This is a genomic window from Mycobacterium sp. Marseille-P9652 (assembly GCF_902652685.1).
Taxonomy (GTDB): Bacteria; Actinomycetota; Actinomycetes; order Mycobacteriales; family Mycobacteriaceae; genus Mycobacterium.
On sequence record NZ_CACRUY010000018.1, the window covers coordinates 41,729 to 65,786 of the forward strand.

General features: G+C 67.7%; 25 protein-coding genes. 9 read left to right on the forward strand and 16 right to left on the reverse strand.

The window, feature by feature from the left end; genetic code table 11:
• The first annotated feature begins 1 nt into the window (after position 1).
• Genes GPY60_RS12200 through GPY60_RS12210 form a run of 3 tightly spaced genes read left to right on the forward strand, consistent with a single transcriptional unit; the run spans position 2 to position 2,687 of the window.
• Positions 2-1,066: a thiolase domain-containing protein gene (locus GPY60_RS12200; protein WP_156687932.1), complete on the forward strand. Its 1,065-nt coding sequence runs from the start codon at positions 2-4 to the stop codon at positions 1,064-1,066.
• Entirely contained in the window at positions 1,066-2,265 is a 1,200-nt protein-coding gene (locus GPY60_RS12205; protein WP_156687933.1) for a thiolase domain-containing protein, read from the forward strand. The genes GPY60_RS12200 and GPY60_RS12205 overlap by 1 nt, the downstream gene beginning before the upstream one ends.
• On the forward strand, positions 2,262-2,687 hold the full coding sequence (locus GPY60_RS12210; protein WP_156687934.1) for a nuclear transport factor 2 family protein: 426 nt from the start codon (positions 2,262-2,264) through the stop codon (positions 2,685-2,687). The genes GPY60_RS12205 and GPY60_RS12210 overlap by 4 nt, the downstream gene beginning before the upstream one ends.
• Positions 2,688-2,720: 33 nt before the next feature.
• On the opposite strand, the gene GPY60_RS12215 is transcribed toward GPY60_RS12210, so the two are convergent.
• On the reverse strand, positions 2,721-3,245 hold the full coding sequence (locus GPY60_RS12215; RefSeq protein ID WP_156687935.1) for a gamma carbonic anhydrase family protein: 525 nt from the start codon (positions 3,243-3,245) through the stop codon (positions 2,721-2,723).
• 114 nt (positions 3,246-3,359) lie between these two features.
• Here GPY60_RS12215 and GPY60_RS12220 point away from each other — a divergent pair, with 114 nt between their 5' ends.
• Both GPY60_RS12220 and GPY60_RS12225 read left to right on the forward strand, forming a co-directional pair.
• Positions 3,360-4,514, forward strand: a complete 1,155-nt coding sequence (locus GPY60_RS12220) for a Rieske 2Fe-2S domain-containing protein (RefSeq protein WP_156687936.1) — start codon at positions 3,360-3,362, stop codon at positions 4,512-4,514.
• 5 nt (positions 4,515-4,519) lie between these two features.
• Entirely contained in the window at positions 4,520-4,972 is a 453-nt protein-coding gene (locus GPY60_RS12225) for a hypothetical protein (protein WP_156687937.1), read from the forward strand.
• A gap of 11 nt (positions 4,973-4,983) precedes the next feature.
• On the opposite strand, the gene GPY60_RS12230 is transcribed toward GPY60_RS12225, so the two are convergent.
• The 8 genes from GPY60_RS12230 to GPY60_RS12265 all read right to left on the reverse strand — a co-directional run bounded on the left by GPY60_RS12230 (position 4,984) and on the right by GPY60_RS12265 (position 12,647).
• A complete protein-coding gene (locus GPY60_RS12230; RefSeq protein WP_156687938.1) occupies positions 4,984-6,129 on the reverse strand; it encodes a sulfotransferase family protein in 1,146 nt (381 codons plus the stop codon).
• On the reverse strand, positions 6,129-6,902 hold the full coding sequence (locus GPY60_RS12235) for an SDR family oxidoreductase (RefSeq protein WP_156687984.1): 774 nt from the start codon (positions 6,900-6,902) through the stop codon (positions 6,129-6,131). Before GPY60_RS12235 ends, GPY60_RS12230 begins: the two co-directional genes overlap by 1 nt.
• 8 nt (positions 6,903-6,910) lie before the next feature.
• On the reverse strand, positions 6,911-8,038 hold the full coding sequence (locus GPY60_RS12240; protein ID WP_156687939.1) for a hypothetical protein: 1,128 nt from the start codon (positions 8,036-8,038) through the stop codon (positions 6,911-6,913).
• Positions 8,039-8,126: 88 nt separating this feature from the next.
• Entirely contained in the window at positions 8,127-8,432 is a 306-nt protein-coding gene (locus tag GPY60_RS12245; RefSeq protein WP_156687940.1) for a hypothetical protein, read from the reverse strand.
• 96 nt (positions 8,433-8,528) lie between these two features.
• Positions 8,529-9,728 (reverse strand): PPE family protein, encoded by a 1,200-nt coding sequence (locus GPY60_RS27535; protein WP_156687941.1) that lies wholly within the window; start codon positions 9,726-9,728, stop codon positions 8,529-8,531.
• 119 nt (positions 9,729-9,847) lie between these two features.
• Entirely contained in the window at positions 9,848-10,933 is a 1,086-nt protein-coding gene (dmpG, locus tag GPY60_RS12255) for a 4-hydroxy-2-oxovalerate aldolase (RefSeq protein ID WP_156687942.1), read from the reverse strand.
• On the reverse strand, positions 10,930-11,850 hold the full coding sequence (locus GPY60_RS12260; RefSeq protein ID WP_156687943.1) for an acetaldehyde dehydrogenase (acetylating): 921 nt from the start codon (positions 11,848-11,850) through the stop codon (positions 10,930-10,932). The genes dmpG and GPY60_RS12260 overlap by 4 nt, the downstream gene beginning before the upstream one ends.
• An 11-nt stretch (positions 11,851-11,861) precedes the next feature.
• Positions 11,862-12,647 (reverse strand): 2-keto-4-pentenoate hydratase, encoded by a 786-nt coding sequence (locus GPY60_RS12265; RefSeq protein ID WP_156687944.1) that lies wholly within the window; start codon positions 12,645-12,647, stop codon positions 11,862-11,864.
• A 72-nt stretch (positions 12,648-12,719) separates the two neighbouring features.
• On the opposite strand from GPY60_RS12265, the gene kstD reads away from it, so the two are divergent.
• Both kstD and GPY60_RS12275 read left to right on the forward strand, forming a co-directional pair.
• The gene (gene kstD, locus GPY60_RS12270; protein WP_156687945.1) at positions 12,720-14,402 is read left to right on the forward strand and encodes a 3-oxosteroid 1-dehydrogenase; all 1,683 of its coding nucleotides are present in this window, start codon (positions 12,720-12,722) and stop codon (positions 14,400-14,402) included.
• Positions 14,402-15,262 carry a MaoC family dehydratase gene (locus GPY60_RS12275; RefSeq protein WP_156687946.1) on the forward strand — a complete coding sequence of 287 codons (861 nt, stop codon included), beginning with the start codon at positions 14,402-14,404 and terminating at the stop codon, positions 15,260-15,262. Before kstD ends, GPY60_RS12275 begins: the two co-directional genes overlap by 1 nt.
• A 93-nt stretch (positions 15,263-15,355) precedes the next feature.
• Here the strand turns inward: GPY60_RS12275 and GPY60_RS12280 are convergent, their stop codons facing one another.
• The 7 genes from GPY60_RS12280 to GPY60_RS12310 form a co-directional block, all read right to left on the reverse strand.
• Complete coding sequence (locus tag GPY60_RS12280; RefSeq protein ID WP_156687947.1) at positions 15,356-16,201, reverse strand: type IV toxin-antitoxin system AbiEi family antitoxin; 846 nt, start codon at positions 16,199-16,201, stop codon at positions 15,356-15,358.
• A gap of 127 nt (positions 16,202-16,328) precedes the next feature.
• Positions 16,329-17,498 (reverse strand): lipid-transfer protein, encoded by a 1,170-nt coding sequence (locus tag GPY60_RS12285; RefSeq protein WP_156687948.1) that lies wholly within the window; start codon positions 17,496-17,498, stop codon positions 16,329-16,331.
• Entirely contained in the window at positions 17,499-17,900 is a 402-nt protein-coding gene (locus tag GPY60_RS12290) for a MaoC family dehydratase (protein ID WP_156687949.1), read from the reverse strand.
• Positions 17,897-18,823, reverse strand: a complete 927-nt coding sequence (locus tag GPY60_RS12295) for a bifunctional MaoC family dehydratase N-terminal/OB-fold nucleic acid binding domain-containing protein (protein WP_156687950.1) — start codon at positions 18,821-18,823, stop codon at positions 17,897-17,899. Before GPY60_RS12295 ends, GPY60_RS12290 begins: the two co-directional genes overlap by 4 nt.
• Complete coding sequence (gene fadE29 / locus GPY60_RS12300) at positions 18,820-19,983, reverse strand: acyl-CoA dehydrogenase FadE29 (RefSeq protein ID WP_156687951.1); 1,164 nt, start codon at positions 19,981-19,983, stop codon at positions 18,820-18,822. Before fadE29 ends, GPY60_RS12295 begins: the two co-directional genes overlap by 4 nt.
• Entirely contained in the window at positions 19,968-20,987 is a 1,020-nt protein-coding gene (locus GPY60_RS12305; RefSeq protein WP_156687952.1) for an acyl-CoA dehydrogenase family protein, read from the reverse strand. Before GPY60_RS12305 ends, fadE29 begins: the two co-directional genes overlap by 16 nt.
• A 2-nt stretch (positions 20,988-20,989) precedes the next feature.
• Positions 20,990-22,240 carry a cytochrome P450 gene (locus GPY60_RS12310; protein ID WP_156687953.1) on the reverse strand — a complete coding sequence of 417 codons (1,251 nt, stop codon included), beginning with the start codon at positions 22,238-22,240 and terminating at the stop codon, positions 20,990-20,992.
• A 168-nt stretch (positions 22,241-22,408) separates the two neighbouring features.
• Between GPY60_RS12310 and GPY60_RS12315 the strand changes: the two genes are divergently transcribed.
• Complete coding sequence (locus GPY60_RS12315) at positions 22,409-23,572, forward strand: steroid 3-ketoacyl-CoA thiolase (protein WP_156687954.1); 1,164 nt, start codon at positions 22,409-22,411, stop codon at positions 23,570-23,572.
• Between the two features lie 61 nt (positions 23,573-23,633).
• Positions 23,634-24,026, forward strand: a complete 393-nt coding sequence (locus tag GPY60_RS12320) for a nitroreductase family deazaflavin-dependent oxidoreductase (RefSeq protein WP_156687955.1) — start codon at positions 23,634-23,636, stop codon at positions 24,024-24,026.
• Positions 24,027-24,058: the final 32 nt, after the last annotated feature.

A 24,058-nucleotide genomic window follows, 5' to 3' on the forward strand; every position in this document is an offset into this window, starting at 1 on the left:
CATGAGCGCTCGCAACGTTGCGGTCGTGGGCTTCGCCCACGCCCCACACGTACGCCGCACCGACGGCACCACCAACGGCGTCGAGATGCTGATGCCGTGCTTCGCCGAACTCTACGAAGACCTCGGCATCACCAAGGCCGACATCGGTTTCTGGTGCTCCGGATCGTCGGACTACCTTGCCGGACGGGCCTTTTCGTTCATCTCGGCGATCGACTCGATCGGCGCGGTCCCCCCGATCAACGAGTCGCACGTCGAGATGGACGCGGCGTGGGCCCTGTACGAGGCCTACATCAAGATCCTGACCGGTGAGGTCGACACCGCGCTGGTGTACGGCTTCGGGAAGTCGTCGGCCGGCGTCCTGCGCCGCATCCTGTCGCGGCAGACCGACCCGTACACGGTCGCGCCGCTGTGGCCCGACTCGGTGTCGATGGCCGCGCTGCAGGCCCGCATCGGCCTGGAGAGCGACAAGTGGAGCTACGAGCAGATGGCGCGCGTGGCACTGGATTCCTTCGCCGCCGCCAGCCGCGTGGACTCGGTGGAGCCGGCGGTCAGCATCGACGACCTGCTCGAGCGTCCGTTCTTCGCCGACCCGCTGCGGCGCCACGACATCGCACCGATCACGGACGGTGCCGCCGCGATCGTGCTGGCGGCCGACGGGCGGGCGCGCGAGTTGCGCGAAAACCCCGCCTGGATCACCGGAATCGAGCACCGCATCGAGTCACCGTCGCTGGGCGTGCGCGACCTCACCGAGTCGCCGTCCACCACGGCGGCGACCAAGGCCGCCACCGGCGGCCATATCCGCGACCTCGACGTCGCGGAGATCTGCGCGCCTTTCACGCACCAGCACCTGATCCTCGCGGAGGCGATCCGGATACCGGGAGCCACCAAGATCAACCCGTCCGGCGGAGCGCTGTCGGCCAACCCGATGTTCGTCGCCGGTCTGGAACGCATCGGCTTTGCGGCGCAACATATCTGGAATGGGTCGGCCGGGCGGGTGCTCGCGCACGCCACCAGCGGTCCGGCGCTGCAACAGAATCTGATCGCGGTCATGGAAGGGAAGAACTGATGGCCGGTGCAGGGGCGCATCTCGCCGCCGTACTCGGTACGGGGCAGACCAAATACGTGGCCAAGCGCCAGGACGTTTCGATGAACGGACTGGTCCGCGAGGCGATCGACCGCGCGCTGGCCGACTCCGGTTCCACCTTCGACGACATCGACGCCGTCGTGGTCGGCAAGGCCCCGGACTTCTTCGAGGGCGTCATGATGCCCGAGCTGTTCATGGCCGACGCCGTGGGCGCGACGGGCAAGCCGCTGATCCGCGTCCACACGGCCGGCTCCGTCGGCGGATCCACCGGCGTGGTGGCGGCCAGCCTGGTGCAGTCGGGCAAGTACCGGCGCGTGCTGGCGATGGCCTGGGAGAAGCAGTCGGAGTCGAACGCCATGTGGGCGTTGTCGATTCCGATTCCCTTCATCAAGCCCGTCGGCGCGGGGGCGGGCGGCTATTTCGCCCCGCACGTCCGGTCGTACATCCGCCGGTCGGGTGCACCGTTGAACATCGGCGCCATGGTCGCCGTCAAGGATCGGCTCAACGGCGCCCGCAACCCGTTGGCGCACCTGCATCAGCCCGACATCACCCTGGAGAAGGTGATGCAGTCGCCGATGCTGTGGGACCCGATCCGCTACGACGAGACGTGCCCGTCGTCCGACGGTGCCGCCGCCGTCGTCATCGGCAACGAAGAGGCCGCGGAAGCCCGCCTGGCGCAGGGCAATCCGGTTGCCTGGATCCACGCCACCGCGTTGCGCACCGAGCCGCTGCAGTTCTCCGGCCGCGACCAGGTCAGCCCGCAGGCCGGCCGGGACGCGGCCGCGGCGTTGTGGAAGGCCGCCGGCATCAAGAGCCCCATCGACGAGATCGACGCCGCCGAAATCTACGTGCCGTTCTCGTGGTTCGAGCCGATGTGGCTGGAGAACCTGGGGTTCGCCGCCGAGGGCGAGGGCTGGAAGCTCACCGAAGCCGGCGAGACGAAGATCGGCGGTCGGTTGCCGGTCAACCCGTCCGGCGGGGTGCTGTCGTCGAACCCCATCGGCGCCTCCGGCCTGATCCGGTTCGCCGAGGCCGCCATCCAGGTGATGGGCAAGGGCGGCGACCACCAGGTGCCCGGCGCGCGAAAGGCGTTGGGACACGCCTACGGCGGCGGTTCGCAGTACTACTCCATGTGGGTGGTGGGGGCCGACAAACCCGAACCGGAGAAGGTGGGCGCATGACCGGGGCCGCCGCGACGACCAAGCATCCGGCCCACGAGGCCGGGGCCCGGTCACGCGCGGCGGTCGAGGCCCGCGACAAGGAAGCGTGGCTGGCGGTCTTCGCCGACGACGCGATCGTCGAGGACCCCATCGGCCCGTCGGCCTTCGATCCGGAGGGCAAGGGGCACCGGGGCCGCGACGCGATCTCCGCGTTCTGGGATCTGGCGATCGCGCCGACGGACAAGATCGAGTTCGTCTTCCGCGACACCTATCAATGCGGCAACGAGGAGGCCAACGTCGGCCACATCCTCATCACGACGGGCGGCTATCAGGTGACGGCGGAAGGCGTGTTCACCTACAAGGCCAACGACGACGGCCAATTGGTCGCGCTGCGCGCCTACTGGGAAATGGACCAGGCGGCCGCCAGCGTCACAAAGGTCTGACGGCCTCGGACCGGGACTTGCACCGCACGCCCGCTAGATCGGCTCCAGCCCGGCGATGTGGCGTTGTGCCAAGTCCCGGTAGGCCTGCGGGTTGACCTTGACCCACATCTCGGCGCCGGTCCCTGCGACCGGACCCTTCACCTGCGCCGGGGACCCGACCGCCAGCATCCCGGGCGGAATCTGCGTGCCGCCCAGCACGAGGGAACCGGCCGCAACCATGCAGCGCGCGCCGATGACCGCGCCGTCGAGGACGGTCGCGTGGTTGGCGATCAGCGCCTCCTGTCCCACATGGGCACCGTGGATGCAACACAGGTGCGCGACCGTGGCCCCCGGGCCGATGTCGACCGGGATGCCCGGCGGCGCGTGCAACACGGACCCGTCCTGCACATTGGCCCCCTCGCGCACCACGACCGGCCCGTAGTCGCCCCGCAGCACGGCGTTGAACCACACGGAGGCCCCGGCCTCGACGGTAACGTCGCCGATCAGCGTGGCGGTCGGGGCGATGAACGCGCTCGAATCGATCCGCGGTGCGCGGCCCTCGAAAGCAAACAGCGGCATCGCTTACATATACCCGTAGTGGGAATACCTCACAGTCCGACCCGCCATCATTGCGCATGCTGGCTGCAAAACTGTAACGTGTTCTAGTTAGAGGCCAGAAAACGGAGGTGAGAGGTGACTACCGACACAGCAGCGGTCGGGATCCGGGAGATCGATTCCGGCACCTTGCCGACCAGATTTGCCCGGGGCTGGCATTGCCTGGGCGTCGCGAGGGACTTCCTCGACGGGAAGCCGCACGGCGTCGAGGCGTTCGGCACCAAACTGGTCGTGTTCGCCGACTCCCAGGGTGAGCTGAAGATCCTGGACGGCTACTGCCGGCACATGGGCGGCGACCTGAGCCAGGGCACCATCAAGGGCGACGAGGTGGCGTGCCCGTTCCACGACTGGCGCTGGGGCGGTGACGGCCGCTGCAAACTGGTCCCTTACGCCAAGCGGACGCCCCGCATGGCGCGCACCCGGTCGTGGACGACGGACGTGCGCGGCGGGCTGCTGTTCGTCTGGCACGACCACGAGGGCAACCCGCCCGATCCCGCCGTCCGGATCCCCGACATCCCGGAAGCCGCGAGCGACGAGTGGACCGACTGGCGATGGAACCGCATCCTGATCGAGGGGTCGAACTGCCGGGACATCATCGACAACGTCACCGACATGGCGCACTTCTTCTACATCCACTTCGGGTTGCCGACGTACTTCAAGAACGTCTTCGAGGGCCACATCGCCTCGCAGTACCTGCACAACGTCGGCCGCCCCGACGTCGACGACCTGGGGACCGCGTACGGCGAGGCCCACCTGGACTCCGAGGCGTCGTACTTCGGCCCGTCGTTCATGATCAACTGGCTGCACAACAGCTACGGCGGCTACAAGTCCGAGTCGATTCTGATCAACTGCCACTACCCCGTGACGCAGAACTCGTTCGTCCTGCAGTGGGGCGTCCTCGTCGAAAAGCCCAAAGGCATGGACGAGAAGATGACCGACAAACTCGCCAAGGTGTTCACCGAGGGCGTCAGCAAGGGCTTCCTGCAGGACGTCGAGATCTGGAAGCACAAGACCAGGATCGAGAACCCGCTGCTGGTCGAGGAGGACGGCGCCGTCTATCAGATGCGCCGCTGGTACGACCAGTTCTACGTCGACGTGGCCGACATCAAGCCGGAAATGGTGGAGCGCTTCGAGATCGAGGTGGACACCACCAAGGCCAACGAGTACTGGAATGCCGAGGTTGCGGAGAACTTGAAGGCGAGGGAACTCGAGTCGGCTTCCGAGCAGCACTGACGTTCATGAGCGACGATCAGCCGGCGGTTCCCGACGTCGATCGCCTCGCACGCTCGATGCTGCTCCTGCACGGTGACCACGACGACCACAGGCACCCCGCCCAATCGGGTGAGGGGCCCCGATCCTGGTCTAAGTCAAGGAGTTTCGCCGACGACCCGCAACGGGCCGCCGCGGTCGCCGCGGCCACGCGCGCGGACCGGGAGCGCTACCTCACCTCCGGCCTGCTGCCGGTGGATTGCCGCTTCTGCCACGTCACGGTCACCGTGAAAAGGATGGGGCCGGGCCACACGGCGGTGCAGTGGAACACCGACGCGACGCGGCGCTGCGCCTATTTCGCCGAGATCCGCGATGCCGGAGGGGATCCGGCACGGGCGCGCGCCTGCCCGAAGATGACCGACAGCATCGAGCACGCGGTCGCCGAAGGCGTGCTGGAGCATGACGGTCCGCCCGTCGATTGAAGAACTAGGGCTCACAGCCCGGCGAAGCGCTCCTTCACCGCCTCGACGGTGAGCCCGTAGTCCGCCAGCGAGTAGGTGTGCTTGGGCGCGCGCGCACCGGTCTTGCTCTGGGCGTCGCTGTCGGCCATGGCCTTCCGGGCCTCCTCGGTCAGCGTCATGCCGAAGTGCCGGTAGATGTCGGCCACGGTGCCCATCGGGTCCGCGACCAGGTCGCGGTAGTGGACGTCGTAGAACTGGGCCGGGTTGTACTTGGCGCGTGCGGTGTTGAAGCGCTCCAATCCGCGCGACCACGTTTCCATTGCGTCGGAACCGATCTGGGCGCCGACGAACGTCGTCGACCAGCCTTCCGCGGTGTGCTGGGCCAGGGAACACATCGAGGCCATGATCGTCTCGACCGGCCGGTGCGTCTGGATCACCAGCGCGTCCGGATAGGTCGCCATCAGCGCGTCGAGCGCGAACAGGTGGCTGGGGTTTTTCAGCACCCACCGCTTGTCGGCGTCGTTGAGCCCGATCAGCTGAAGGTTTTTGCGGTGCCGGCGGTACGACGGCGTCCAGTCCTGCTGCGACAACCATTTCGCGTACGTCGGCAGATGCGCCAGCGTCTCGTACGACACCGAGTGCAGCGATTGCCTCAGCAGCTGCCAGCACTCCTCCAGCTCGTAGGCGGCCATGAAATGCAGACCGGTGTAGTCCGGGTTCTCCCGGTGCGCCCGCTCGAACTGCTCGTTGAGCCGGCTGTAAAACGGGTTGGACTCCCAGGTTTCGCGCGGCGGGCGCGGCTGCGGAAACTCGGCCAGCCACAGATGCAGGCCCTGGTGCGCCGGGTCGGCGCCCAGGAGCCGGTGCAGCGCGGTGGTGCCGGTGCGCACCAGCCCGGTGACGAAGATCGGCCGCTCGATCGCGACGTCGGCGTGCTGCGGGTACTGCTTCCAGGCGGACTCCGACAGTAGCCGGGCCACCAGCGCGCCGCGCAGGAAGAACCGGTTCATCTTGCTGCCCAACACCGTGAGGTTCGCCTCCCGCCGGTAGGAGTCGAGCAGCACCTCCAGCGCCTCGAGGTAGTTGTCGTCGTCGGTGCCGAAGTCGTCGAGCCCGACGAGCTTCGTGGCCGACGCTTTCAAATCGTCGACGGTGCCGACATCGGTTCTGTCGGTCATCAGACGTGGTACTCCCCGCAGTTGACGTCCAGCGTCTGCCCGGTGATGCCGCTCGACAGGTCGCTGGCCAGGAAGATGATGGCCGACGCCACCTCGTCCTCGGTGGGCAGGCGCTTCAGATCGGAGTTGGCCGCGGTGGCCTGGTAGATCTGCTCCGTCGTGGTGCCGTACTTGCCGGCCTGGTGCTCGAAGTACGCCTGCAGCGTGTCACCCCAGATATAGCCCGGAGCAACGGAATTGACGCGGATACCTTTCTCCCCCAGCTCGGTGGCCAGGGACTGCGACATCGCGAGCAGGGCTGACTTGGCCATCTTGTAGGCGCCGTACTTGGCTTGCGAGTGCCGCAGCACCATGGAGTTGACGTTGACGATCGAGCCGTGCGACTTCTCCAGCGCCGGGGTGAAGGCCTGAATCAGCCGCAGGGCACCGAGCGCGCTGAGTTCGATGGCGTCGCGGATGTGCTGAAAGCTGGTGCCGGCCAACGGCTTCATCGAGGGCACCCGGAACGCGTTGTTGATCAGGACGTCGACCTTGCCGTAGGTGGCCATGGTGGTCTCGACAAGGTAGGCGACCTCGTCGTCGTCGGTGATGTCGGCGCGCACCGCCAGGGCCCGGTGCCCGCCGTCGTTGACCTGCTTGGCGAGCTCCTCCAGCCGTTCGACGGTGCGGGCCGCCAGCACCAGGTCGGCCCCGTCGCGCGCGCAGCGGTGAGCCAGGGTCGTGCCGAGTCCCGGCCCGACACCGCTGATGACGACCACCTTCTCCTTCAACATGTCTGAGCTCACCCCAGCATCCTTGCCGCTATCTGCTGCTGGCGCAGCGCAATCCGCGCCCGCCACTGGTCGTCGGAAATCTTGTTGTGGTCGAAGTACGGCAGCTTGGTCGGAATGTCGTCGAAGTCCACCAGTTCCACGGTGGGCCCGTCGGCCTCGGTGAGCTGGCGCGACACCCGCTGCCAGCGGAACTGGAGGAAGCCGCGGCGATGCCCCAGCGTCTCGACCCAGTTGGTGACGCCCGGGTTCCGGTCGGCGACGACGATGCGGACCTTGTCGTCCGGATCCCGTTGCGCCTGAGTGTTGTTCAGCGAGGTCTGGTGGTTGATGTAGTCCAGCGAGATGTACCACATGCTGCCCAGCTGAAAGCCCAGGTATGGCGCGTCGGAGACCGGGATGGTGATGACCAGAGCCTGATCCGGCCGCAGGTCGAAATGCCCGGCCGATGAGTACTGGGTGGCCAGGCCGCCCGGTGTCAGCCGCGGCGCCACCATCGTGTTGACCGGGATGTTGAGGTAGAACCACTTCGGGAATTCCAACCACGTCTTGACCCGGTTGACGAGCTGCTTACCCGCTGTGGCGTAACGCTTTTCGATCACCTCGCGGGTCAGCGGCGGCGGCGCCGTACCGGCAGTGTCCAGCCGCGCGATCGTCAGCGTGCCGCGCCGCGCCGACCAGTCGCCGTACACCTCGCGGATCACCAACTGGCCGGGGCTCGTCGGACGCACCCGCCACTCGAAGCTGCCGTCGGGAGCGATGTCGAGTTCCCGGTCGTCGAACGCGGCCTGGCTGGCGGGCACGTTGTCGTCGGTGTATTCGCCGCCGAGCAGTTGGAAGCTCAGGTCGGTCGTGGTGCCCCGTACGCCGGTGACCACGTACTCGTGGTTCGCGTGCACGCGGGTGCCGAAGTAGAGCGTGTCCGGATTGTCCAGGCCCATCTTGGTGAACGGCCCGGTGCCCGACTGTAGGAACGGATGGTCGCGGTCGTAGTCGAAGGCCAGGTGCAGGCAGCCGGCGACGCAGCCCGCCAGGTATTGCAGCCCTTCGAGCAGGTCGGCTTCGGTCTCGATGTGCGGAGCCTCGGCCACCAATTTCTCGGCTTCGGCGATGGCAGAAGTGAGGGGATCAGAGAACACGCCTAGACGCTAGAACGTGTTCTCATTTTGAGTCAATGGCGAACATTCCCGCGTGTCGGCGGCGGCGTAGGAATACGACGCCCGCTCGCTACGGCACGCACTGCTGGGACAGGTCGATAAGGTGCTGGCGCACATCGGGGTGACGGTTCAGGTAGTCGAGGACGTTGGGTCCGCCGCCCTCCGCCTGAGACTGCGACTGGAGCCGCTGCTTCACGTCCGGATGCTTGGTCAGGTAGGAGTTGATGGACTGACCCACCGTCTGGTCCTGACTGCATTCCGGCTGGGCGTTGGCCACCGGCAACGCGAGGACGGCCGAGGCGGCGGCGCCGAGGAGACCGCCGGCGATCAAGCCGTACAGTCCGCGGCGGTACGAGGTTGCGGTGTTTGCGGTCATGCCCACGAGATTACCCGCGCCGGCCGGCCCTCGGGTCGTGCGCGCACACCGCTAAGCGAACGCTTAACTTCACTGGCTTGGGATCCGGTCGCCGGGCTACCCGGCCGCGGCCTCCGGCCTGTCGGGGGGTGTCGCCTCCACGGCGACCCGCTCGCGCGGACCCCGGTCTCCGGCCTCGGAGGCCTTCGCTGCCGGCGCCGCCGACGTCGCGGCTGCGGGCGCCGCCGACACCGAGGTTGCGCCCAAGGGGGTCGCGGCGGCGGGCGCGACGGCCTCCTCGACCTCCGTTGCAGGAGCCTCCACCGCCGCCGGCGCCTCCGTTTCGGCCGCCGGGGCGGGAGGTGCGGCGGCTTGCGTCGGAGGCGCTCCGGTTCCCTGTGTGGCCGATCCCGCGGCCGACGCCGCCATCATGGCGCCCATTCCGGCCACCCCCATGAAACCGGGGCTCGCGCCGACGGTGCCGCCGGCAACGACGCCGCCGGTACCGACGGCGCCGCTCGAGACGGGTGAGGGCCCTGCCGCGGCCACCTGACCGTCATTGCCGGCCGCGACGGCACCGCTGTCCGGGCTTGCGACGCCGCCGCCTCCGCCGCCGCCGGTCGCCGCGACTCCGGCGCCGCCGGCGGCCACCGCTGCGCCGGTCATGGCGCCACTGGGGCCGCTACCGCCGCCGGTGGCGGAGGAACTGTCCTGTGCGCCTGCGCCCCCGGCCGCGCCGCTGCCCGAACCCGAGGTGCCGATGCCACCGGCGGGCATGCCCGGGATGCTCGGCAGTGGCGGCAGGCTGGCCTGCCCCGACAGCAGCTGTCCGGCCGCCGCCGCCGCCCCGCCGTGGTAACCCACCATTGCGGTGACGTCCTGCGCCCACATCTCCAGGTAGTTGAATTCGGTTTCCGCGATCGCCGGCCAGTTCTGCCCGAACAGGTTCGACATCACCAACTGGTACAGGCCGTTGCGATTCGCATCGACCACCAACGGGTGCACGGTCGCCGCGAGGGCCGACTCGAACGCAGTCGCCACCGCCTGGGCCTGGGCGGCCGCGCCCGCGGCCTGGGAAGCGGCCGCGCTCAACCAGCCCGCATACGGGGCAGCCGCCGCGGCCATGGCCGACGCGGCCGCGCCCTGCCAGGCCTGACCCGTCAGCCCCGACGTCACCGACATGAACGACTCGGCCGCGGTCGACAACTCGGAGGCCAGGCCGTTCCACGCCGCAGCGGCCTCCAACATGGGGCCCGAACCCGCGCCGGAGTACATCAACAGTGAATTGATCTCCGGCGGCAGCGAAAAGAAACTCATCGAATCCCCTTAAGGCCCGTCCCCGCTTAACAACTTAGGCGAAGCCCGAGGCGAGACCCATCGTTTTCAGGAAACTCAAATAATCTACGCCGTGCGGGCCGGCGGCGGGTCCGCGGGGCTTAAGGCGCGGTGACGGCGCCGCTCTCGGCCCCCTTGGCGGCCGACGCCTCCTGCTCGCGCTTGATCTCCAGCGCGATGTCGATGAGCTGGTCTTCCTGCCCGCCGATCAGCTTGCGCTGACCCGCCCGGTGCAGCAGCTGGTGGGCCGGCACCCCGTAGCGCTCCGACTGGCGGATGGCGTGCTTGAGGAAGCTCGAGTACACCCCGGAATAGCCCATGATCAGGGCGTTGCGGTCCAGCAGGCACTCGGCGGGCATGGCCGGGGCGACGACCTCCTCGGCCGCGTCGGCGATGTCGAAGAAGTCGATGCCGGTCTTCACGCCGATCTTGTCGAACACGCCGATGAGAGCCTCGACGGGCGCGTTGCCGGCGCCGGCGCCGAACCGGCGGCAGGAGCCGTCGATCTGCTTGGCACCCGCCCGCACCGCCTCCACGGAGTTCGCCACCCCCAGGCCGAGGTTCTCGTGCCCGTGGAAGCCGACCTGCGCGTCGTCGCCCAACTCGGCGACCAGCGCGGCCACCCGGTCGCGCACGCCCTCCAGCACCAGCGCCCCGGCCGAGTCGACGACGTAGACGCACTGGCAACCGGCGTCGGCCATGATGCGGGCCTGCTGCGCCAACTTCTCCGGCGAGATCGTGTGGGACATCATCAGGAACCCGACGGTTTCGAGCCCCAGTTCGCGGGCCAGGCCGAAGTGCTGGATCGAGACGTCGGCCTCGGTGCAGTGCGTGGCGATCCGGCAGATCGACCCGCCATTGCCCTGCGCCTCCTTGATGTCCTCCTTGGTGCCCACCCCGGGCAGCATCAGGAAGGCGATCTTGGCCTCTTTGGCGGTTTCGGCGGCGAGCTTGATGAGCTCCTGCTCGGGCGTCTTGGAGAACCCGTAGTTGAAGCTCGAGCCGCCCAGGCCGTCGCCGTGGGTCACCTCGATCACCGGCACGCCGGCGGTGTCCAGGGCGGCGACGATCGCGCCGACCTCCTCCTTGGTGAACTGGTGGCGCTTGTGGTGCGAGCCGTCCCGCAGCGACGTGTCCGTCAGGCGGACGTCCCAGATCGGGTTGAAGAAGATGTCGTGGGTACTCATGCCTGCGCTCCCGGCGCCGTAGCGGATAGTGACTCTTTGGCGATTTCCTCGCCGACCTTGGTTGCCGCCGCGGTCATGATGTCGAGGTTGCCCGCGTAGGGCGGCAGGTAATCGCCGGCCCCCTCGACCTCGACGAACGTGGTGACGACGGCCTGGCCCCCGGAGTTGAGTGAGGGCTCGTCGAACTGCGGCTCGTTGAGCAGCCGGTACCCCGGCACGTACGTCTGCACCTCGGCCACCACATCATGGATGGACTTCGCGATCGCGTCGCGGTCGGCGTCCTCGGGGATGGCGCAGAAGATGGTGTCGCGCATGATCATCGGCGGGTCGGCCGGGTTGAGGATGATGATCGCCTTGCCGCGCTTGGCGCCGCCGATCGTTTCCACGCCCCTGCTCGTGGTCTTGGTGAACTCGTCGATGTTGGCCCGGGTGCCCGGCCCGGCCGAGACCGATGCCACCGACGCGACGATCTCGGCGTAGGGCACGTCGACGACGCGGCTGACGGCGTACACGATCGGGATGGTCGCCTGCCCGCCGCACGTGATCATGTTGACGTTCGGCGCGTCCAGGTGCTCGCGGAGGTTGGCCGGGGGGATCACCGCCGGCCCGACGGCCGCCGGTGTCAGGTCGATGGCCCGGATGCCGGCGGCCTCGTACTTGGGCGCCGCGTCGCGGTGCACGTAGGCGCTGGTGGCCTCGAACACCAGATCGGGTTTCTCCGACTGGGCCAGCAGCCAGTCGACCCCCTCGTGGGTGGTCTCCAGGCCCAGCTTGCGGGCCCGCGCCAGGCCCTCGCTCTCCGGATCGATGCCCACCATCCAGCGCGGTTCGAGCCAGTCCGATCTCAGCAGCTTGTACAGCAGGTCGGTGCTGATGTTTCCCGACCCGACAATCGCCACACTCGCCTTCGACGGCATGTCAACGCTCCTTATTCGAACGACAACCGAACGGCGCCGAGCCCGGCGAAGTCGGCAATGAATTCGTCACCGGCGCGGGCGTCGATCGCCCGGGTGCACGATCCGGGAAGTACGACGTCGCCCTTTTTCAGCCGCACCCCAAAACTCTCCACCTTGCGGGCGAGCCACGCCACCGCGGTGACGGGATTGCCCAGCACCGCGTCGCTGCGACCCTCGGCGACGACCTCGCCGTTGCGGGTCAGCACCGCGTCTATGGCCTTCACGTCGAGGTCGCCCGGCGACACCCGCGCCGCGCCCAGCACGAATCCCGCCGACGACGCGTTGTCGGCGATGGTGTCGCACAGCGCGATCTTCCAGTCCGTGATCCGGGTGTCGATCAGCTCGATCGACGGCACCAGCGCCTCGGTGGCCGCCAGTACGTCGTCCTCGGTGCAGCCGGCCCCCGGCAGATCCTCGGCCAGGACGAAGCCGACCTCCACCTCGACGCGCGGATAGAGGTAGCGGCTCGCCTTGACCGGGGTGTCCTCGAACACCTGCATCTCGTCCAGCAGATGCCCGTAGTCCGGCTCGTCGACCCCCATCATCTGTTGCATCGCCTTCGACGACAGCCCCACCTTGTGCCCGACCACCCGGGCCCCCTCGGCGACGCGCTGGCGGATGTTGATGAGCTGGATCTCGTAGGCGTCGACGACGTCGATGTCGGGGTGAGCGGCGGTCAGCGGAGCGATCGGCTCGCGGCTGCGTTCGGCCTGTGCCAGGTCGGCGGCCAGCTCGTCGCGGATGGCTTCACCGAGCATTTACCGAAGTCCCCTCGTTCGTGTGACCGGGCCGGTAGCGCCCAACCCGGGCAATTCTATAACGTGTTCTACATGACAGCGCAGGAGTACGACGTCGTCGTGGTCGGCAGCGGCGGAGCGGGCATGGTAGCCGCTCTCGCCGCGGCCCACCGGGGTCTGTCGACAGTAGTCATCGAGAAGGCCCCTCACTTCGGCGGCTCCACGGCCCGCTCCGGCGGCGGCGTCTGGATACCGAACAACGAAGTGCTCAAGCGCGACGGCGTGCGCGACACCCCCGAGGCGGCCCGCACCTACCTGCACGGCATCATCGGCGACATCGTCGAGCCCGAGCGGATCGACACCTATCTCGACCGCGGGCCGGAGATGCTCTCGTTCGTGCTCAAGCACACGCCGCTCAAGATGTGCTGGGTGCCGCGCTACTCCGACTACTATCCGGAGGCGCCGGGCGGCCGCGCGGGGGGCCGCTCGATCGAGCCGAAGCCGTTCGACGCCCGCAAGCTCGGCCCCGACGAGGCCGGCCTCGAGCCCGCGTACGGCAAGGTCCCCCTCAACGTCGTTGTCATGCAACAGGACTATGTGCGGCTCAACCAACTCAAGCGCCACCCCCGCGGCGTCGCCCGCAGCCTCAAGGTCGGTGCCCGCACGATGTGGGCGAAGGCGACGGGCAAGAACCTCGTCGGCATGGGGCGGGCGCTGATCGGACCGCTGCGTATCGGATTGCAGCGCGCCGGCGTTCCGGTGGTGCTCAACACGGCGCTCACGGACCTGTACGTCGAGGACGGCGTGGTGCGCGGCGTATACGTCCGCGACACAACGGGATCCGAATCCGCCGAACCGCGGTTGATCCGGGCCCGGCGGGGCGTCATCCTGGCCAGCGGCGGCTTCGAACACAACGAGCAGATGCGGGTGAAGTACCAGCGCGCGCCGATAACCACCGAATGGACCGTCGGCGCCAAGGCGAATACCGGCGACGGCATCGTCGCGGGCGAAAAGCTCGGCGCCGCTCTGGATTTGATGGAGGACGCCTGGTGGGGCCCGACGGTGCCGCTGGTGGGCGCGCCGTGGTTCGCGCTGTCGGAGCGCAACTCGCCGGGGTCGATCATCGTCAACATGTCCGGCAAGCGGTTCATGAACGAGTCGATGCCCTACGTCGAAGCCTGCCACCACATGTACGGCGGGGAATACGGCCAGGGACCCGGGCCGGGCGAGAACATCCCGGCGTGGCTGGTGTTCGACCAGCAGTACCGCGACCGCTACATCTTCGCCGGTCTGCAGCCGGGACAACGGATTCCGCGCAAGTGGCTGGAGTCGGGCGTCATCGTCCAGGCCGACACCCTCGAGGAACTGGCCGAGAAGGCCGGGCTTCCGGCCGACCAATTCGTTTCGACCGTCGGGCGGTTCAACGGCTTCGCGCGGTCGGGCGTCGACGAGGACTACCACCGCGGGGAGAGCGCCTACGACCGCTACTACGGCGATCCGACGAACAAGCCCAACCCCAATCTGGGCGAGATCAGCCACCCCCCTTTCTACGCCGCCAAGATGGTGCCGGGCGACCTGGGGACCAAGGGCGGGATTCGCACCGACGTGCACGGACGCGCGCTGCGCGACGACGGCAGCATCATCGAAGGCCTCTACGCCGCAGGCAATGTCAGCGCGCCGGTGATGGGCCACACCTACCCCGGGCCCGGCGGCACCATCGGGCCCGCCATGACTTTCGGGTATCTGGCAGCACTGCACATCGCGGGGGCGAACTGATGCCGATCGACGTCGACGTCGCGTTGAACGCGAAGCTCGATCCCATCGAATTCTCCTGGGCGAGCAGCGATGTTCAGCTCTACCACCTGGGCCTGGGCGCCGGCGCCGACCCTATGGATCCGCGCGAACTGCGGTACCTGATCGACGACACCCCGCAGGTGCTGCCGACGTTCGGCACCGTGGCCGCCACGTTCCACCTCACCAAGCCGCCGACCGTGCGGTTCCCCGGCATCGACATCGAGCTGAGCAAGGTGCTGCACGCCAGTGAGCGCGTGGAGGTGCCGGGGCCGCTGCCCCCGACGGGCTCGGCGCGGGCCGTCACCCGATTCACCGATATCTGGGACAAGGGCAAGGCCGCGGTGATCTGGAGCGAGACGACGGTGACGACGCCCGACGGCGCACACCTGTGGACGCAGAAGCGGTCCATCTTCGCACGCGGTGAAGGCGGGTTCGGGGGCGAGCGCGGGCCGTCGGGCGGCGACGCGACACCCGACCGGGCGCCCGATCTCGAGGTCGACATGCCGATCCTGCCGCAGCAGGCGCTGCTCTACCGGCTGTGCGGCGACCGCAACCCGTTGCACTCCGACCCCCAATTCGCCTCCGCCGCGGGGTTTCCCCAGCCGATCCTGCACGGGTTGTGCACCTTCGGGATGACCTGCAAGGCGATCACCGATGCGGCGCTGGACGGCGACGCCGGGGCCGTCGCCGCCTATGGCGCCCGCTTCGCGGGCGTCGCCTTCCCGGGCGAGACGCTCAAGGTCAACATCTGGAAGGACAAGGGCCGCTTCCTGGCCGGCGTTGTCGCGCCGTCGCGCGACAACGCCGTCGTGCTGAGCGGCGTGGAACTCGTCCCGGCCTAAGGCTCTACCGCCGAGCGTTTCCCGCCGAGCGTTCCCGCCGAGCGTTTCCCGCCGAGTGTCACGCCAGAGTGGCGTTGGACGCCGAGCGCTGCGCTAGCGTGACGCTCGAAGGGCGCGGGCCGCCGCCACCGCCCGAATGACGTCCATCGGCCGGTCCCCCGCCACCACTCGGACGTTTATCCAGCCAAGTCTTTCGATCTTCTCCTGGCGTCGGAGGTCCCACCTGTACTGTCGCTGATCGGTCCGATGCTGTTCGCCGTCGTATTCGGCGGCGACTTTCACGTCTTCCCACCCCATATCGAGATACGCGAAGACTTCACCGATCGCGTCGCAGACCGGAATCTGCGTCTGCGGCCGCGGAAAACCAGCTCGAATCAGCAGCAGTCGAAGCCAAGTCTCTCTGGGCGATTGCGAACCGCCGTCGACCAATTCGAACGCCTCTCGAGCTCTGCGGATACCGCGTCTACCGCGGCATCGCTCCGCCAACCGCTCGACCTCTGCGACTTTCAGGTCCGTGGCTCCCAACAACGCATCGATGGCCGCCACGGCCTCGTCGAGCGAGTACCAGCATGCCAAATCCAGCGCCGTCCGCGCCGGCGTCGTCACCGGTACGCCGTCAACGACGGTAACCTCGTCGTCGTCGATACGGCCACCGCGAACCACTATCCCGGGCAGAGGGTTTCGGTTGGTGTGCAAGATTTCGAGAGGCCTCGACGGTTCAATCCACCTAGCGCCGTACACAGCCGAAGCGGTAAGTCCCGCCACGATGCCACGGCGTCGTGACCATATCCACCCCGCTCGTGCCCGAACGATCGGACTCTGCTCGAGGCCGGGATTGGCATAGACGTCGCGGAACAGCCTGGTGTAGTGAGTGCGCAGCGCGCTCTTGAGAACCTCACCATTCGCGACAGCCTCGCTACCCACAAATGGCTCTGACATGGCGGCAGCGTTCCACCTGGCGCCACGGCCGTCACTTCACCACTCGCCAACGGTCCACAGCGTCACGCCAGTGTGACGCTCGGCGCCGGCGGCCACGCTGGCGTGACGCTCGGCGCCGAGAGAACCCTCAGCCCAGGATCAGGCCCGAGGTCGGCACACCTGTCCCCGCGGTGACGAGCACGTGCTCGACGTCGGGCACGGGATTCACCGACGTGCCGCGCAGTTGGCGCACGCCCTCGGCGATGCCATTCATCCCGTGGATGTACGCCTCGCCGAGCTGGCCGCCGTGGGTGTTGATGGGCAGCCGCCCGCCCACCTCGATCGCACCGTCGGCGATGAAGTCCTTCGCCTCGCCCTTACCGCAGAACCCCAACTCCTCCAACTGAATCAGGGTGAACGGCGTGAAGTGGTCGTAGAGGATGGCGGTCTGGATGTCGGACGGCGACAAGCCCGACTGCTGCCAAAGCTGCCGACCGACCACGCCCATTTCGGGCAGGCCCAGTTCGGGCCGGTAGTAGCTGACCATCGTGTACTGGTCGGGGCTCGATCCCTGCGACGCCGCCTCGATCACCGCGGGTCGCTGCTTGAGGTCCTTCGCACGCTCGACGGACGTCACGACGATCGCCACCGCCCCGTCCGTCTCCTGGCAGCAGTCCAGCAACCGCAGCGGCTCGGCGATCCAGCGCGAGTTCTGGTGATCCTCAATGGTTATCGGCTTCTCGTAGAAGTACGCCTTCGGGTTCTTGGCCGCGTGCTTGCGGTCGGCCACCGAGATCACGCCGAAGTCGCGGCTCGTCGCGCCGGACATGTGCATGTAGCGCTGGGCGATCATCGCGACCTGCGCCGCGGGCGTCGACAACCCGTGCGGATACGAGAAGGAGTTGTCGGCGGCCGTCGAATCGGCTTCCACCGCAGCGTCTCCCACCAATCGGGTCTGCACCTGGCCGAACCGCATGCCGGAGCGTTCGTTGAACGCCCGATACGCCACGACGACGTCGGCCACCCCGGTCGCGACGGCCATCGCCGCCTGCTGGATCGTGGCGCATGCGGCCCCGCCGCCGTAGTGGATCTTGGAGAAGAACTTCAGGTCTCCCATGCCCACCGCCCGCGCCACGGCGGTCTCGGTGTTGCTGTCCATGGTGAAGGTGGTCAGCCCGTCGACATCCGACGGCGAAAGGCCGGCGTCGTCGAGCGCGTCGAGCACGGCCTCGGCCGCCAGCCGCAGCTCGCTGCGGCCGGAGTTCTTGGAGAAGTCGGTGGCGCCGATGCCGACGATCGCGGCCTTGCCCGACAACATCTACGCGCCCCCCATCGTCAGCGTCACCGTCGCGATGACGTGATCGCCAAGGCTGTTGCGCCCGAACACCTTCACGGTGATCAGGCCGTCCTCGACGGCCGTCACCTCGCCGGAGAAGGTCACCGTGTCGTACGCGTACCACGGCACCCCGAGCCGCAGCCCGATCGACTTGATCAAAGCCGACGGCCCGGCCCAGTCGGTGACGTATCGCTGCACCAACCCGGTGTCGGTAAGGATGTTGACGAAGATGTCCTTCGACCCCTTGGCCTGCGCCTTATCCCGGTCGTGATGGACGTCCTGGAAGTCACGGGTGGCGATGGCCGTCGAGATGATGAACGTCGGGTCGCCATAGAGCTTGAGCTCGGGCAGCGTGGTGCCCACTTCAACGACGGGTGCGCTCATGCCTGCGGCTCCCACGCGTAAAGAGTCCAGTCCGGAAAGTCCAGATACGTTGCTTGCACGGGCATTCCGATCCGCACCTGTGCGGGGTCGACACCCCGCAACTCGCCCAGCATCCGGACACCCTCCTCGAGTTCCACCAGGGCGATGACGAACGGCAGCGTGCGCCCGGGCACCTTCGGCGCATGGTGCACGACGAAGCTGAACACCTCGCCGCGGCCGCTGGCCACCACGTAGTCGATCGGGTCGGCCTTGTCCTGCCACACCGCCGGCACAGGTGGGTGCTGCAGGCTGCCGTCCGGTCGGCGCTGGATCCGCAGCTCGTGCGCCTTGACGCCTTCCCAGAAGAAGGCGGTGTCCCGCGACGACGACGGCCGCATCAGCGCGTCCGGGTCGAGGTCCTCGGGGATCGGCGACGCGGCCGCGCCGGGCTTGAACTTGAGGATGCGCCAATTCATCTCGGCCACGTCTTCGTCGCCGACGCGCCAGATGATGTGCTGGTTGACGAAATAGCCCTCGCCGAGCGCGGTCTGCTTGGGCCCGATCACGTCCCCCATCTCGGACGTGATGCTCACCTGCTCGCCGGGCCGCAGGTAGCGGTGGTAGGTCTGTTCGCAGTTGGTCGCGACGACGCCGATGTACCCGGCGTCGTCGAACAGCTGCATGATGGGACCCAGCGGATCGTCCTTGGGCCGTTCCCCACCCAGCCCGAACATGGTCCAGACCTGAATCATGGCGGGAGGGGCCACGATCCCGGGATGGCCGGCGGCGCGGGCCGCGACGTCGTCGACGTAGATGGGGTTGCGGTCGCCGAGGGCCTCGACCCAGTTGTTGATGATCGGCTGGTTCACCGGATCCCGGGCGTCGCGCGGTTTGCTGCTGCCGGCCGCCTTGATCTGGGCAACCAACTCCTGGATGTCGCTCACCGGGGCACCCTCGGCACCTTGAGGCCCGAGGCCGCGATCATCTCGCGCATGACTTCGTTGACGCCTCCACCGAAGGTGATCACCAGGTTGCGCTTGGTCTGCGAGTCGAGCCAGTCGATCAGCTCGGCCGTGTCCGGGTCGGCGGGGTTGCCGTACTTGAAGACGATCTCCTCGGCGAGCCGGCCGATGTACTGGATGCGCTCCGTGCCAAACACTTTCGTGGATGCGGCGTCGGCCACGTTGATGTCCTCGCCGGAGGCGGCGACCTGCCAGTTGAGCAACTCGTTGATCCGCCACATCGCGTAGATCTCGCCCAGTGCCCGCTTGACGTCCTGATGATCGATCGGCGACACCCCGTCACCGCCCGGCTTCGACGCCCACGCGTGCACGCGGTCGTAGATACCGGCGACCCGTCCGGCCGGGCCCAGCATGACCCGCTCGTTGTTGAGCTGCGTGGTGATCAGCCGCCAACCGCCGTTCTCCTCGCCGACCAGCATGTCGGCGGGCACCCGCACGTCGTTGTAGTACGTGGCGTTGGTGTGATGGGCGCCGTCGGACAGAATGACCGGCGTCCAGGAGTAGCCCGGGTCCTTGGTGTCGACGATCAGGATCGAAATGCCCTTGTGCTTCACGGCATCCGGGTCGGTGCGGCAGGCCAGCCAGACGTAGTCGGCATCGTGGCCGCCGGTGGTCCACATCTTCTGCCCGTTGACGATGTACTCGTCACCCTGGCGGACGGCGCTGGTCCGCAGCGACGCCAGGTCGGTTCCCGCCTCGGGTTCGCTGTAGCCGATCGCGAAGTGGACCTCGCCGGCGAGGATGGCCGGCAGGAACTTCTTCTTCTGCATCTCGGTGCCGAACACCTGCAGGGTCGGCCCCACCGTCTGGAGCGTGACCGCGGGCAGTGGCACGTCGGCCCGATGCGCCTCGTTGACGAAGATCTGCTGCTCGATCGGCCCGAATCCCTGGCCCCCGAACTCCTTCGGCCACCCGACGCCGAGCATGTTGTCCTTACCCATGCGCCGGATCACCGCGCGGTACGCGGCGCCGTGGCGGTCCTTCTCCATCTCCTTCATCTCGTCGGACGAGATGAGGTTGGAGAAGTACTGCCGGATGTCGGCTTGCAGCTGTCGCTGTTCGGGGGTCAGGTCGATGAACATTGCGCTCCCACCAATTCCAGGCGATGAGATGGCCCGCCCAGCAGGCGGGTCAGGTCCTTGATCGTCGAGTAGTACCGGTGCATCGGATAGGTGATGTCCATGCCCATGCCGCCATGGAGATGGTGGCACGTCTGCATCGCCGGCGGCGCCTGGGAAGTGATCCAGTACCCGATCACGTCGAGATCGGCGTCCGCGTCGCGCCCCTCCGACAGCCGCCAGACGACCGACTTCGCGGCCAGATCGATGGTGCGCGAGGCGATGTAGACCTCGGACAGCTGGGCTGCGACGGTCTGGAACGTCGACAGCGGCTTGCCGAACTGCTTGCGGTTGGCCACGTAGTCGGCGGTCAGCCGGAGCGCCCCGGCCACCAGGCCGTCCGCGTACGCGCCGATCATCGCCACGGCGAGCTGGTTGACGCGGTGCACGCTGGCGCCCGCCAGGACGTCCGAGTCAGGCACCGCCACGCCGTCGAACGTGACGGTGTACTCGTCGGCACCGCTCGACGAAGGAGTCTGCACCAGCCGCACCCCTTCGGCCTTGGGCGATACGACGACGACACCACTGTCGGCGGTGACGACCAGCCAATCCGCCTGTGCCGCATACCCGACGGCGATCTTGGTGCCCGACAGCGTCCCGCCGGCGAGCGTGGTGGCCGGCCTGTCGGGCAGCGCCGCGCCCGGTTCGTTGAGGGCGGCGGTCAGCACCCCGCCCTTGGCGACGCCGGCCAGGAAGCGGTCCTGCTGTTCCTCGGATGCGAGGTCGAGCAGGGGCACCACACCTAAGCCGAGGGTCGCCAGCGCCGGCGTGATGGCGCCGCGGCGACCCGCTTCGGTGAGCACCGTTGCGATCTCGGGCAGGCCCACCCCGTCGCCGCCGAGGCGTTCCGGCACCGGCAGCGCCGTCACGCCGCCGCTCGCCAACGCCTCCCAGGACAGCTCCCGGTCGAGAACCGATGTCACCACGTCGGCGACGGCCTGCTGCGTTGCAGTGAGATCGAAGTCCATGGTCAGTGCGCCACCGGGCACTGACCGGTGTAATCGACCTGCCAGTGCTTGATGCCGTTGAGCCAGCCGGACCGCAGCCGCTCCGGCTTCGAGATCGGCTTCAGGTCCGGGATGTGGTCGGCCACCGCGTTGAAGATGAGGTCGATCGTCATCTTGGCCAAGTTGGAGCCGATGCAGTAGTGCGCGCCCGTACCACCGAATCCGACGTGCGGATTGGGGTTTCGCATGATGTTGAAGGTGAACGGGTCGTCGAACACCTCTTCGTCGAAGTTGGCCGACCGGTAGAACATCACCACCCGCTGGCCCTTCTTGATCTGGACGCCGGACAGCTCGTAGTCCTCGAGCGCCGTGCGCTGGAACGCGGTGACCGGGGTCGCCCAGCGGACGATCTCGTCGGCCGCGGTCTCGGGCCGCTCCTTCTTGAAAAGCTCCCACTGGTCGGGGTTTTCCGAGAAGGCGATCATGCCGTGGGTGATGGAGTTTCGGGTGGTCTCGTTGCCGGCGACGGCGAGCATCACCACGAACATCCCGAACTCGTCGTCCGAGAGCTTCTCGCCCTCGATGTCCGCCTCGATCAGCTTGGTGACGATGTCCTCGCCGGGGTTCTTGGCCCGGTCTTCGGCCATCTTCATCGCGTACATGATGAGCTCCGCCGACGACATCGCCGGGTCGATGTGCGCGTACTCGGGGTCCTCGTTGCCGGTCATCTCGTTGGACCAGCGGAACAGCTTGTCGCGGTCCTCCTGCGGGACCCCCAAGAGGCCGGCGATGGCCTGCAACGGCAGCTCGCACGAGACCTGTTCGACGAAGTCACCGGAGCCGGCCGACGCCGCCGTCTTGGCAATGTTCTGCGCGCGGGCGTCCAACTCGTCGCGCAGCCGGCCGATGGCGCGCGGCGTGAAACCGCGGGAGATGATCTTGCGCAACCGGGTGTGGTGCGGGGCGTCCATGTTGAGCATGACGTGGCGCTGCATGTCGATCTGGTCGCGCGTCATCGTCTGCGGCCAGACCGGGATGGCGCAATCCTGCTGGCTCGAGAAGACGTCGCTGCGCCGCGAGATCTCCTTGACGTCCTTGTGCTTGGTGATGACCCAATAGCCCCTGTCCCCGAAGCCGCCCGTGCCGCCGGGGACGTCGAGCCAGTAGATCGGCTGGGATTTGCGCACTTCGGCCAGCTCCGCGACCGGCAGTCCCTTGACGTTGACATCGGGATCGAGGAAGTCGAACCCGGGCGGAAGATGGGGGCTGGGCACGCTAATTTCTCCTTACTGCGGTACTCAAGTCCTCGGCGACTTGCGCTCTACAGACACTAGCTGTCCTAGTGATGCTCTTGTGCCAGTAAAACATGCCTTCACCGCAGACAAAAGGCGGTGAAGCATCGTCGCTTGTCATAGTAATGAAACGTGTTCTAGCCTGGCCCCATGGGTAACCCGGTAATCGTTGAAGCCACCCGCAGCCCCATCGGCAAGCGCAACGGATGGCTGTCAGGGCTGCACGCCACCGAGCTGCTCGGCGCGGTGCAAAAGGCCCTCGTCGAGAAGGCCGGCATCGACGCCGGAGACGTCGAGCAGGTTGTCGGCGGCTGCGTCACGCAGTTCGGCGAGCAGTCCAACAACATCACCCGGGTGAGTTGGCTGGTCGCCGGTCTGCCGGAGCACGTCGGAGCCATGACCGTCGACTGCCAGTGCGGCAGCGGTCAGCAGGCCAACGGCCTGGTCGCCGGGCTCATCGCCGCCGGCGCGATCGACATCGGCATCGCCTGCGGAATCGAGGCCATGAGCCGTGTCGGACTCGGCGCCAACGCCGGCCCGGATCGCAGCATCCTGCGACCCGCGTCCTGGGACATCGACCTGCCCGACCAGTTCACCGCCGCTGAGCGCATCGCCAAGCGGCGCGGCATCACCCGCGAAGACATCGACGAGTTCGGCTACCAGTCTCAGGCCAAGGCCAAGCAGGCCTGGGACGAAGGCCGCTTCGACCGCGAGATCTCGCCGATCGAGGCGCCCGCGCTGGACGAGAACAAGCAGCCGACCTCGGAGCGCGTCACGATCTCCCGCGACCAGGGCTTGCGCGACACCACGCTCTCGGGCCTGTCCGCGCTGAAGCCGGTCATCGAGGGCGGGATTCACACGGCGGGCACGTCGTCGCAGATCTCCGACGGCGCGGCGGCCGTGCTGTGGATGGACGAGGACAAGGCCAAGGCGCTGGGGCTGCGGCCGCGTGCCCGCATCATCAGTCAGGCACTGGTCGGGGCGGAGCCCTACTACCACCTGGACGGCCCGGTCCAGTCCACGGCCAAGGTGCTGGAGAAGGCCGGGATGAAGATGGGCGACATCGACATCACGGAGATCAACGAGGCGTTCGCGTCGGTGGTGCTGTCGTGGGCGCGCGTCCACGAGCCCGACATGGCCAAGGTCAACGTCAATGGCGGAGCGATCGCGCTGGGCCACCCGGTTGGGTCGACGGGCAGCCGCCTCATCACCACCGCGCTGCACGAACTCGAGCGCACCGACCAGACCACCGCCCTGATCACGATGTGCGCGGGCGGTGCGCTGTCCACCGGCACCATCATCGAGCGCATCTAGGTCAAGTGTGGAAAAACCGCGCAATCTGAACTCCCCTGTCGTCGGCTTCATCATCAAGTGGATGTCGCGCGGCAACGCGTGGATCTACAAGCGCAGCAACGGCAAGCTCGGCGGCGTGTTCCAGAAGAGTCCGGTCGCTCTGCTGACCACAACGGGCCGCAAGACGGGTCAACCGCGGGTCAGTCCGCTGCTGTACCTGCGCGACGGCGACCGCGTCATCCTGGTCGCCTCGCAGGGCGGCCGGGACAAACACCCGCTGTGGTACCTCAACCTCAAGGCCGACCCGAAGGTGTCGGTCCAGATCAAGGACGAGGTGCTGCAGCTGCGGGCACGGGACGCCACACCCGAAGAGCGCGAACACTATTGGCCCAAGCTCGTTGCCATGTACCCGAATTTCGACGACTACCAGTCCTGGACCGAACGGGTGATTCCTGTCGTCATCTGCGAGCCCTGAGGGGCCTCGCCGAGCGTGTAATCACTGCGTAA